Origin of the sequence: Chryseobacterium sp. CCNWLW53, from assembly GCF_037083525.1 — a bacterium.
Taxonomy (GTDB): Bacteria; Bacteroidota; Bacteroidia; order Flavobacteriales; family Weeksellaceae; genus Chryseobacterium; species Chryseobacterium lathyri.
This window is the reverse complement of sequence record NZ_JBAOJR010000003.1, coordinates 738,472-750,490: the sequence shown is the minus strand read 5'-3', so window position 1 is coordinate 750,490 and position 12,019 is coordinate 738,472. Positions and strand designations below refer to the sequence as shown.

Annotated in this window: 11 protein-coding genes; 1 reads left to right on the top strand and 10 read right to left on the bottom strand. The window is 38.8% G+C overall.

Translation table 11 applies throughout. The features are described 5' to 3' along the window. Positions 1-206 precede the first annotated feature (206 nt). A complete protein-coding gene (locus V6R96_RS12565; protein ID WP_336378759.1) occupies positions 207-1,733 on the top strand; it encodes an endonuclease in 1,527 nt (508 codons plus the stop codon). Positions 1,734-1,807: 74 nt separating this feature from the next. Here the strand turns inward: V6R96_RS12565 and V6R96_RS12560 are convergent, their stop codons facing one another. From V6R96_RS12560 to V6R96_RS12515, 10 genes are all read right to left on the bottom strand, one after another. Further along, entirely contained in the window at positions 1,808-2,461 is a 654-nt protein-coding gene (locus V6R96_RS12560) for a hypothetical protein (RefSeq protein ID WP_111956823.1), read from the bottom strand. Positions 2,462-2,525: 64 nt separating this feature from the next. After that, positions 2,526-3,182: a hypothetical protein gene (locus V6R96_RS12555; protein WP_336378760.1), complete on the bottom strand. Its 657-nt coding sequence runs from the start codon at positions 3,180-3,182 to the stop codon at positions 2,526-2,528. Positions 3,183-3,194: 12 nt separating this feature from the next. After that, positions 3,195-4,010, bottom strand: a complete 816-nt coding sequence (locus V6R96_RS12550) for a hypothetical protein (RefSeq protein ID WP_336378761.1) — start codon at positions 4,008-4,010, stop codon at positions 3,195-3,197. 8 nt (positions 4,011-4,018) lie between these two features. Further along, on the bottom strand, positions 4,019-6,682 hold the full coding sequence (locus V6R96_RS12545) for an OmpA family protein (protein ID WP_336378762.1): 2,664 nt from the start codon (positions 6,680-6,682) through the stop codon (positions 4,019-4,021). An 11-nt stretch (positions 6,683-6,693) separates the two neighbouring features. Continuing rightward, on the bottom strand, positions 6,694-7,182 hold the full coding sequence (locus V6R96_RS12540; RefSeq protein WP_111956815.1) for a DUF4280 domain-containing protein: 489 nt from the start codon (positions 7,180-7,182) through the stop codon (positions 6,694-6,696). Between the two features lie 2 nt (positions 7,183-7,184). Further along, a complete protein-coding gene (locus V6R96_RS12535; protein WP_336378763.1) occupies positions 7,185-8,225 on the bottom strand; it encodes a hypothetical protein in 1,041 nt (346 codons plus the stop codon). Positions 8,226-8,242: 17 nt separating this feature from the next. After that, positions 8,243-9,283 carry a hypothetical protein gene (locus V6R96_RS12530; RefSeq protein ID WP_336378764.1) on the bottom strand — a complete coding sequence of 347 codons (1,041 nt, stop codon included), beginning with the start codon at positions 9,281-9,283 and terminating at the stop codon, positions 8,243-8,245. 55 nt (positions 9,284-9,338) lie between these two features. Further along, positions 9,339-10,757 carry a DUF2235 domain-containing protein gene (locus V6R96_RS12525; protein ID WP_336378765.1) on the bottom strand — a complete coding sequence of 473 codons (1,419 nt, stop codon included), beginning with the start codon at positions 10,755-10,757 and terminating at the stop codon, positions 9,339-9,341. A 51-nt stretch (positions 10,758-10,808) separates the two neighbouring features. Continuing rightward, the gene (locus V6R96_RS12520; RefSeq protein WP_336378766.1) at positions 10,809-11,783 is read right to left on the bottom strand and encodes a DUF2931 family protein; all 975 of its coding nucleotides are present in this window, start codon (positions 11,781-11,783) and stop codon (positions 10,809-10,811) included. A 64-nt stretch (positions 11,784-11,847) separates the two neighbouring features. Further along, positions 11,848-12,018, bottom strand: coding sequence for a hypothetical protein (locus V6R96_RS12515; protein ID WP_157963379.1), 171 nt, complete (start codon positions 12,016-12,018; stop codon positions 11,848-11,850). Between the last annotated feature and the right edge of the window lies 1 nt (position 12,019).

Here is a 12,019-nt window from a genome sequence, read left to right as displayed (position 1 = left end):
AAACAAAAGAACGAAAAGTTCAAGACTGGAATCTTCCTAGGTCGGTTAGATTCCCTCTTTAAATAAATCGTCTGCCATTGAAATGAGTCTACAATCATTTGAAGTAATTCTGGTCTTCATAAACTGCATGCGCTACATCTTAAAATTAACACTAATGTAATTTTTTATTCGCAAAAATATAGTATTCTTACAGAAATTTTATCTGTATGAAAAAAATTATCTTATTTACTGCAATAGCGGGGCTTGCCAATGCCCAGGCTCCTGCAGGATACTACAATTCAGCGAACGGACTGAGTGGTGCAGCGTTAAAAACGGAATTAAGTTCTATCATCACAAACGGACACCAGGACAAAGGCTACAGCGGACTCTGGACAGGTTATAAAACGACTGATATTGATAAGAACTATGAAAATGATGGCTCTATCATGGATATTTATTCGGAAAGACCTTCCGGGACTGATCCTTACAAATATACCCCCGGTACGAACCAATGCGGAACATATTCTACGGAGGGTAACTGCTATAACAGGGAACATATTGTTCCACAGAGTTTATTCAGTGAGGCTGCTCCTATGGTTTCGGACATTCATTTTATCCGGGCTACCGACGGAAAGGTAAACGGAATGAGAAGCAATTATCCTTTCGGAAAGGTAGGTTCAGCTACATTTACCTCTCAAAACGGCTCAAAACTGGGCAGTTCTTCGTCTTCAGGATATGCAGGAACTGTTTTTGAACCGATTGACGAGTTTAAAGGTGATGTGGCAAGGATGATCTTTTACTTTGTAACCCGCTATCAGAGCAAACTTTCTTCTTTTTCTTCAGGAAATATGTTGGGCAGCTCAACATTCCCGGGGCTTCAGACCTGGGAGCTGAATGTTCTTCTGGCATGGCATGCTCAGGATCCTGTTTCACAAGCTGAAATTAATAGAAATAACGCCTCTTATACTTTTCAGGGGAATAGAAACCCGTTTATCGACAATCCTAGTTATGTAGGTCAGATCTGGGGCTCCAGTCCTGGAACCACGGATCCCGGAACTCCTACTCCTGGAACAGAATGCATCAATGAAACATTCGGAACAATTCCTACCGCCAGCAGTGCTTCTTATCTAACAAGAACCTGGACGGGCAGCGGTATTTCATGGACGGCTACAGATGCAAGAACTGACCAGACCATCAACGGCCAGACTATTACGGTAAGAAACGGTTCTTTAACTTCGGGAAGCTCGGCCAACGGTATCGGATCACTGACGGTAACAACTCAGCTTAAGTTTTCGGGAACAAGCGGAACTTTTGATGTAAAAGTAAACGGTACAACAGTAGGAACAGTGCCTTACAGTGCCACTGCTACCACTACAACCATCAATAATATCAATATCACCGGGAATGTTACGGTAAGCCTTACTAACAGCTCATCGAGCAACAGAGTGGCTATTGATGATCTTAAATGGACGTGTTATTCAGGAACTGCAAGAATGGCTCAAAAAGTCTCAGCAAATGAAATCACAGTTCAGGAACTTCAGATATCTCCTAACCCAATTTCAGGACAGGAAATTTTTGTACAAGGTGACACCCGGAATATTAAAAAGGCAGAGATCGTTAATCTTCAGGGAAAAACGCTTGAGACCATTAACAGTCCTTTTAAAAACGGAAACTCTATTAAGATCAAAAATCTTGAGCAGGGTGTTTATATTTTAAAGCTTGACCAGTCTGCTTTGAAATTCATTGTAAAATAATCTGTTGATTAAAATAATATAGCCGGCTCAATGTTTTGAGCCGGCTTTTTTTTATTTAAAAAATAGTGTTTCTACTATTTCATATACTGATACCAAGGAGATCCCTGCGGAGTAGGATATTTTAATCCGAAAACCACATCATTTCTGTAGGCATCTTTGGTTACGGTTACATATTTATTTCTGATTCTTCCATCGTCCTCAATAGAAATACTCAGTATGGAATAGTTTTTCCCGTCGTCCCAGAAAAAAGAAGTAGGATAGGTAAATGAGTTTTTCTCACCCTGGTTCCATGATACCTTATCCGGTGCCACTTTCTTCAGCTTTTCAAAAATCTGCTTTACCATTTTAGCATCTACAGTTGCTTTATCTGTCACTGTAGCGGTAGGTTTTCCATGTTTTCCTGCAATTTTTTCAACAAACTCCAAAGAGTTTTTTTCAGCGGCATTTGTGTCGATTGCACTTACTTTACCTTTGAATACGGTAATTCTTGTTCCCATGGTATTGTCCAGAAGAATTCCGCCATACGTCAATCCTTTATTTTCATCTGCATAGTATTGTATAACATCCGGTTTGCTGCCTTTATCTTTCAGAAATATATCTTTATTTTCAAGATCATATTTTTTCGCATCTTCCCCTAAAGAGACAGATGAAAGGTCAAATGATTTATTTCCGCAGCAGATATTGATCAATACAATGAAAATTAATGCCAAGAATTTTCCTTTTTTCATAATACTTTATATTTGATTTATTAATGTCATTCACAAATTCTTGCAGAGAAACAGGTCAACTATTTTACTGTTTTAAATAGATGAACAGAATGCAGCATACATTGATCAAAGTAAGTGCCAGCCCTACACCCAGAGACCATTTTACTCTTTTTTTCATGTTATATGATGTACCGTAAGTAGCAAGCAGTGCCGCAAAAAAAGCGGCAACTCCTGTAAAAACACCTCCACCAGCCAACACTATCCAATCCAGTTCCACAGCATTTGTACTGTCCTGATTTTCCGCATCTGTAATTTTTATTTTCTCTCCCAGTTCGGGTGGATTATTGCTTGTAATATCAAGTGTTTTCACCACTTTTTTGCCTTCCATATCAATATATTCTACTTTCGGAAAAAAAATAGCTCTGTCACTGTAGGTAGAGGAACTTGGAAAGTTTTTAGCTTTTGTGATTTCTTTCTTATATCCTATCACTGTTGCAGTGTATTGGGGTTCATCAAAAGTTCTGTAGGCCTTCTCCCAAAAAAATGAGTAGGATAAAATGAACGTTAAAGCATTGATGGAAATCATTATTAACGAAATAAAAAACAAAAGAAAGGCCTTCTCAAGAAAACCTCCTGTTTTTCCGGAATCATGCTTTCTATCCGAAATTTTTGAAAAAATCCTGTATCCTAAGAATACGGAAAACAGAACAACCACCGCTACGAAACCTCCAAAAAAAGTCATGATCCGGATAATTTAAATAATACTAAATCCTTTTTCTTTCGTTCTCATGTGAAGCTTGACCTCCATTTCAATATTGCCTTGCTTTTCAAGGTCGGGGCTTTTAAACTGGAGCGGCTGAGATCCGTCTTTTCTCATGAGTCTTACCAATTTACCATAGCCCATGATTTCCAAGTGCAGATCGGCTTCATTAAGTTCTTCAACTGCTAAATTCTGTCCAAACAATTGACCGGCACTGTCTAAAAATCTTTTTTTCCGATCTTCAGTATAATATAAAGCCTGCTCCTGAAGCTGCATTTTGTCATGAGACATTTCCAGGTATTTTCCGACATCATGTTCAACCAATACTGCGCGTATCTGCTTATAGTATCTGAAAACATCGCTGAAGAGGTCTTCTTTTTTCATGTCTTTAAAATCTACTGAATGCTGCCAACCATCCAGTACAAAAGGAAGTTCCACTTCTATTTCGCCGGCAACATTAAAAGTCGGGTGTTGGACATTCTCTGTCAGTCCGTCCCATGGGGATTCCATTTTAGGGCGAAATTCAGCACGGGATGCTTTCCAGTTATCAAAATCTGCACAAAAGAAATCTACCGACAGGGTATCATCCTCATCCAAAACATTTTTACCCAATCGCGGATACATTTTCCCAACTACCTGATATTTCCCGCTCTGAAGCAGTGCCTGGTTGATCATGGTATCTCCTCCAAACCCGCCTTCTTTTGTCTCATCTCCGTACCAGTCTATGACAGGAACATCATTCACATAAATAGTTCCCGAACAATACATTCTGGGATAAACGGAATATAATGGTTTTTTAAAATTATGCATACCTGAATTTAAGTTAAATATTTTTTATCCATATAGTAAGTCTCTTCTTTCATCACCTTTTCTTCTACTTTGAAATTACTTTTCCACCAACCTACTTCCCCTTCTATCTCTACGGAAAGAACAACTCCTGAAAACTTCAAAATGGGCTGGATAAATAATCCTGTGGTATCTGAATCTATGACGAAGTCACCTCCAAAATAAGAATCAGCTTTAGCCGCCGCTTTAAATGTAGCGATAGGTTTCACTTTGGTTCCTTTTACGGTTCCTACTTCAATGCTGATACTGAGTTCTATTGTAGCACCCATTTTCCCGCCGATCGTGGTTTTACCCTGCATATTGATCCCGTTGATACTGTCAATTTTCAGGGCATCCACCATAATTTCAAGCTCACCATAAAATGTAGCTGTAAAGGTAACTGAAGCTCCAAGTTTTTCTAATCCGCCTCTAAATTTATTAATAATTTTCGCAGCGGCGGGGTTACCTGTTGCTCCATAAGACGCTACGGCAATAGCTGCACCGATGATATCGATAACAACTTCTGCCCCTATCAGAGGTTTGAAGCCAAATCCTACTTCTCCGATTACACTTAAAGCAGCTCTCTCATTGATTCTTTCCAGATACCATTTTCCTACAACAGTAAATTTGGGATATCTGAGATTAAAACCAACAGGAATAGCAGTTTCTTTTGCGGCACTCTGTGCATAATTTATGGCATTCTGAACGATATTGACAGCGGTAGCAATCATTTTTGCGACCAGCTCTATCTTATCGGCAAATTCGTTGGTGAAACTTCTTTTTTCCCTGCCGGCGTCCCATTCTGCGGATAATCCTACTCCTATGTTAATCGGGACTTTTCCGGTTTCATTCATCCTCCATCTTTTGTAGCCTGCCTGCCTGGATTTTTCCTGATGTTTGGCAAATATGTTTCCTGCCGGCATATTGGCCGCTTTGTAGTTGGATACATTGACCTGAAATTCCAGTGCCAGTTCCCATTTAATATCCGGATATGCTTTGATTAAAACCGTTGTTCTCTTATCATTGCTGAAATACCTGCAGCTGTGAATGTGCATGTGAAACTGGTTCGGATTGGTCGCTATAGGCCAGATATACTGTATGGGAGCAGCATTTAACCTGGATATATTCGAATACACTTTATAATTAAAGGATGATGGAGCGAAAGTCTGTTTGGTATCTCCTTTATCTATTGCCTGACCGACATCAACCATCAGGATCTGCTTTTTATGTTTACCTTTACTGTCGCGATAGCATTCAGTGGTATCAAATCCTGTGATATCAATAGTGATATCTTTTTTTGTTGACTCTGTAGGAGCCACCACTTCGTAATTAACAGTCTGGGCATCGTGGGCATTAAATACAAAAGAGATGTCTACTCTACGGTTGTTTTCGTAGTCTTTCTCATTTTTGTATTTGATATTATCCCTGCCCATTTTATCATCGGTAGGATCTACTTCTCCTTTACCAACGGAAATGATTCTTCCCGGATCAAGGCCTCCGTCTGCAAAAAATTTCTTTACAACGTCAGCTCTCCTTTGGGACAGTCCTTTATTGTGATTCTGTTTCCCAATAACGCAGGCATAACCGCTGAGATTCATGGTAGAGTCTTTATGCTCAAGAAGAAACTTAAGCACATTGTTAAGTATAGCTTCCCCGTTTTTATCTATTACCGTGGAATCGAATTTATAATAAATCGTTCTCTCGATACGTTCCTGCAAGGCTGCAGATTGTGCCTTTTTTATTCCTTTACCATTATCAAAAACCATCACGGTTGTACTACTGGCTTTTCCGTCTTTCACTTCGGTTTCGGTGATCTTTATCACTTCAAACCTGCAGGGTTCCTGACGGACGGAATTTACATCCGGCTTGTATACTTTTGTAGGGGTCTGATTTTTACTGACATTGGCGTTGGTGGTAACGACTTTATTTTTCACATTCAGGTAGATGGCATGAAGATCATCACCCAGATTATCTTTGATGTACTTTTTGGAAGCGGAATCTTTTACTTTGACATAAAACTCTTCTACGTTCTGGATGTTATCTACATGTGCCATCCATGAGTAGGTATTTTCTATTTTTAAATTGACTTCACCATCTATAACCTGTACATTATTGTATACATGAACCAGCTTGTCATCTTTTGCAGACTGTTGGTTCCAAAGTTCAATAGTCAGCGTATTTCCATTAAGACCTTCTGTGGTCAGGTTAAGATATACGATATGACCGTAGGAAATATGATTGACTTTATTCTGGTTTTTAATGCTGGTCTTGCTTCCTCTCTGGGTAGTCCATTTACTGGTAACAATTTTGGGTTCGCACCACCCTTTCACATAAAGTCCCACATTATTTTTGGTATCTCTCTTTCCTGAAAAACTTGCCTCAATGTAGAATTGATAACTTCCGCAGTACTGTTTATCAATACTGAATTTATAGCCTGTGGTAGATGGAGCCTGATAGATAATAATTTTGCGGTCGTTGGTCTGCCTCATCCAAATCACGGGTTTCTTTTTATCTTCAGCCGTTGTATCCGGCAGCCATTCTTCTACCTGGAAAGTGACATCCTGATTGGGCATAATTGTAACTCTCTGACCCGGAACAGACATTTTCGGATAATACCTGCCTTTTGTAATCTTTATTTTTTTTACTCCTTTTGCCATTTCTTTATCGTTTAGATTACACCATCCTGCCCGCCATATTCAGGCTGTTCTTTATACATTTCTTCGGAATTCACCAACGGATTGATCTGCTGCTGTACATCCGGATCAGCATTTTTAAAGTTCTGCGGGCTACCCTCTGTTCTCTGTCCGTGGTCTATGATCTCAATACACGGTGTCCCGGCAATGGCACAGATGGCTTTGCTGGTTTCTACGATAATATAGCCGCCGTTATTAAGCTGCACTTTTTCATAAAAATCTTTCCACTCTGTTACCATGATTTTGCATGGTGGCGGCGGAACTCCCATTTTTATACAGTTTCCGAAGGTATTTTTTTCAAATGTAGCCGCACCTATTTCTTTCGTGGTTACGATAAGTTTTTTGGAAGCATTTTTATCATTAGCGTATTCTTTCTGGTGTGATAGCACTTTGAGTTTGTCCGGAAGCTGTCCGAACTGGCATTTGCAGATAGCACCCTGTACTACAATATGTTTTTCTGCCATGGCTAAAATTCTTTATTTGAAATTACTATTCTGGTTAAATATTCATTCCCGAATTCCAGGCGGACAAAGGAGGAATTCATCTTGAAAGTAACAACGGTTAGAGCTTTTTCTGAATTTTCATTTGTATCTCCTACGGTCTGATAAAGCTTTGCGTTATACCTTGAAAATTTCTGCTTACATTCTGATGGTGAGCTGTCATTGAATACCAGTCCATGAGGTAATCCTGAAACCATATCCTCCCCGTAATATTGAATGGCATAATATTCCAGGCCAGTGCTCATATTTGCGTAGATCATATTGAAATCATCAAAATCCCAGTTGGAATATTTTCCACCTTTGCAGTCTTTGCATTCCAATTCACTTGGACTTACGTGTAACAGTTTTGTGAAGGTATCGGACGTGGTCGGTAACGCTATAAACTGTTTTTTCCCGAACAGAGTCTGTAGTTTTTTTGACACTTTTTTCTGCTTCGGATTTTCTTCAATCATATCCGTTGTAGTTACTGCAGTAGTATAGGTTGTGGCAGCTACGCTGTCAGTTAATGATGCATCATAATCATTTGAAGGTTCTTTGCGTTTGTAGGTTAAAAGAAATTCTTTAATCTCTTTCTCCACTTTCCCAGTAGATTTGGTCAGTTTTGTATCTACCTCTTTCTTCGACCAGCTGTCCGGAATTACTTTTTCAAGAAAAACGGTGACTTTCGTGCTTTTTGCGGAGATCTTTTTCAAATTGACATTCCATACCGCCTGCTGGATAAACTGTTTAGGCTTCGAACCGCTTTTTAATGCCAGATCCAGATAAGGATTTTTGGTATCTGCATCATATTTCAGATTATAAAGATCGACAGTGGTTGAAAAATCTCTGTCGGATGCTGCGGCAGCTTTAGCTTCATCTTTGGTGAAGTCATTCTGGAAATAAAAAATAGAGTTTTGTAAGGTCTCGATATCTTGCGGGACATTAAATTCCACTTTTTGCCCGAAATACAGGCTAAAACTCAATATAAAAACAAATATGGAAAATTTATGATTTGGTTTAATTTTCATTTTGGTAGTTTTTTTAATTATTCAGTCAGCATCGCAATGACTACTGCTATTTTCTTTTTCTTCTCAAGTTGGATATCACATTCTAAATACATGGATTTTACAAGTAAATTTTGCCCGTTCAGATAATACACTATCCTGAAATTCCCTTCATGATTCATCTCCGGATTATCTTCAATGATCATGGAAAAAGGAGCTTTATTTACGAAATCATATATGCTTCTTTCATCGTTTAATCTGCCTTCGCCTTCTACATTAACCAAGCCTGATTCTCCTTTCAGCGGATCAATCTCCAGTTTTATTTCATACTTCGGCTCTACCGGATTATCTACCACAGGGAAACTTTCCATTAGCTTTGTCTCATAATTCTGTCCGAAGCTCTGATAAACCCCGAAAAACAATGTTCTGATGAAATAATCATTTTTAAGATAAAGACTGATCACATCAGGCTCATCTATTATTTTTTCTATCTTTTCACAGTAGGTGTCTACCGTTTCGCCTTCAAACTCTTTATAAACTTCCTCTTTTACAGCTGCCCACCTTTCTTTAAAGACTGAAAAACTTTCCACTGCATTAAATTTCCCCTGCTCATCGACACTGATCTGTAAGGGATACAAAACTTTGGATGTTTTATATGCCAGGAGATCAGCTATTTCATTTACTTCCTCTTCGTTCAGATACAGATTGGAAGTTCTGTCTATTTCAAAAAAATGAAGCTTATTTTCCTTTTTCAGCCAGCGTACCGATGTTTCGTATTTCAGTTCATTTTTATGATCATTATTTTCAATAGTCACCGTAACTCCATATCTGCTGAATGAGCTCTCCGGCTGAAAGATCAGGCTGTTTGCCTGGCCGAACTTTACCAGTCTGTTTTTATCCGTTACAGCCGTCCTGGGAAGAAAAATTTCTTTCTGCCCCGTGAGCTCAATCAGAATCATATCTTTTACGTTGCAGTGGTTATTATGAAATAACTTTAAAGCACCTGCGTCTAAATTGTACAGCAGACTTATGCTTTTTAAGCTTTCTCCTTTCTGAACAGTATGTATATTAAATTTCTGCATAAAAATAATCCGGCTTCGTATTCTCTTTCTTATTTTGCTTGTTTATGATAAGCCATTAATGGAGCACTCTTACTCTGTCCGGTGTCGGATCCATTCCTATCCCTTCTCTTCTTGCTGACCTGTGAAGGTACGTGTTTCTTAATGTTCTCAAGTCATCCTGTTCTTTCATCTCTTTCTGATAGTCAGCATATTTATGTTCCGGTATAGGTATTCCGCCGTATGCTCTTTCAAGATCTTTATACCGCTTAAAGATGTACTGTTTTCCATCTCCCATTGCATAAGGTCTTAAGCGGTTTTTTATTCTTACCAGCAGGGCATCTGATGAAATGGAATACTTTTCGTCAGTAATTTTCTTTAAAGTCAGGGGAACTGTTTTCTGAACACCATATTCTGCCATAAAATGTAACGGAATATAGCTGTATGTTTTTTTTATAAGCTTACGTTCTCCCCTTAACGACAGATAAAAGCCCGGAGTAATGGTAAGTTCTTCTTCTTTATACCAGGATTCTGCTATAAGCTCGCTTCTAAAGGCCTTTAATTTTGTGCTGGTTGTCCAGGATGTTTCAAGTTCTTCCCATATTTCCGGGCCGTTTTCGTAAGCTCCTCCTACATCACAATGAACGCCGGGAAATATTTTTTCTATTCCTACATGCACATTCGTAAGGTCGAAATTTTCCCTGTGTTCATTTTCTGCCACAAAATGAATTACGCTCTGTGCTCTACCGATATCATTCAGGCTCAGTTCTTCTACGTCATTATGAAAGTTCGGCGTGGCAGAAAAGTTTTTTGAATAGGAGGAAACGGTATCATAAATACCCAGAAACCTCACTTTCAGCACATCCACTGTAATTCCGGCCTCCTGCAGCTTAAGTCCCAGATGGCCCCATTTCGGAAGCTCTTCACTTTGTATTCCTCCGGTACCGTCGCTGTCGTAACGGGCAGTTACCGTGACACCTTGATGTGAAACAGTAGTGGTGGTCGCTTTATATTTGGATTTACCTATTTCATGGACGAAATTACGGGCGGCAGCAGCACCTCTGCTGAAACCGAAAACATCAAAAGTAAGGACTGCAATTTTATCTGCTTTTTTTGCATTCTTTATATTTTTTACTTTTTTTACGATCTCTTCGCAGCCTTTTCTCACCTTCCCACGGATCCCGGTAGCACCTGTTCCGAAGGCATAGCCAAGCATAGAATCTTCTTCTTTATCTTCTGTACCGATACCTTCAATGTAAATGCCAAAATTTTTATCATAATTGTCCCATAAACGCGCCACATTGCTCCAGTCGTTATTATAACTGTTGTTATCGGTGGGTGAGCCTCCATTTTTCTTGTAGTCGGCAGTTTTGCTTCTTCTTTCTATGGTATTGGTTTTATTATTCAAAGTTCCGTCAAAAAACATCCCAAGAGTAATGTCTAACACTTCCTCTTTGGATATTTCCGGTGTATAATCTCCAAATTTATTATTGTGCATCGTTCTTATTTTATTTTTGTTGACAGACTGATTATAATTTTATGAAGGATATTATTCTATTGCACGCGAAAGCCTGATTTTTGCTTTTGTAACCGGAAGTTCTTCTTTCTCGCTCTTTAATGATAGATTAGCTCCTGTATTATCTGCATTGACTTTAATGATTAAGTCTATATTTTTTTCATTTCCGAGTTTCCTGAATAATTCAAAAATTTCTTTTTCATCAAAAGAGTCTACCCATACGCCGTATCTTTTTTTATTCTTATCCCTCCAGTAAAAACCGCAGAATTTTGGGGCAGCCCGTTTTTTATAAGTATCAGCTGTCAGGCTTTCCCCGAAGAGGTTTTCCTGTTCCCCATTGTAATTAGTGAATCCGAAATCAATCCACTCACCGCCTTCCGGCAAAGTAACTGAGGGTTTCCAGTTATATTTTTCTCTGTATACTTCATAGAGATCCGAGGCTGGATACCCTTCTTTTTCTATTTTAGCTCTGATCTCAGGTTTAAATGTTTCATAAGACGGATCTTTCAGCATTCTGTCTGCGAAACCTTCTTTCAGCATATACTGTGCGTTTTCGTATGCTTTTTCTTTGGTAATAATGGTATCATGAGCCTGAAAAGCGCCTACTTCTTTCTGGTTTCCCGGACCGTTGATCCATAAAACCACCCGTCCTTTTGGGGCAAGACCAACAATGAAATTACTGTATGTGGTCTTTTTACCATTATCCTGATCTATAAAACCTTTATCGAAAAGATCTTTTATTTTTTCTTTATCCAGGTCCCATTTTCCGGTATAGAATTTATTTTCCACCAGAGAATACCAGGTAAATTCCAGCTTGTGGGGAATATCCATCTGGCTGGTTTCTACACTCATTGTTCCGCCTTCATTTCCCCAGCCTGTATTCTGTGTACCCCAGATGGCATCGAAGCCGTAGGTAAAATCATCTGCGATGAGGGCTCCTTTGTAAATTTCCATCGGATATTCCTGCGGTGCCGAAAGGGTTCCCAACCAGCTGTATTTTTGTTCCATTTTTTTATTTTGACAATTGATTAACGAGAAACTACTTACAATAAAAAGAATCAGAATTCTTAATTTACTTGTTTCCATGAGACATTATTTTCTTATTGCTTGCCAAAACAAGATTGTTTTTCTGTGCTTCCACATTAATTTTCTGGGCAATTTTTTCAACCTTTTTGCCAACATTCAGATGATAAGAGTCTGTGACTTTTATCTGTATATTTTTAGCTGTTTTAATGATCGCCATA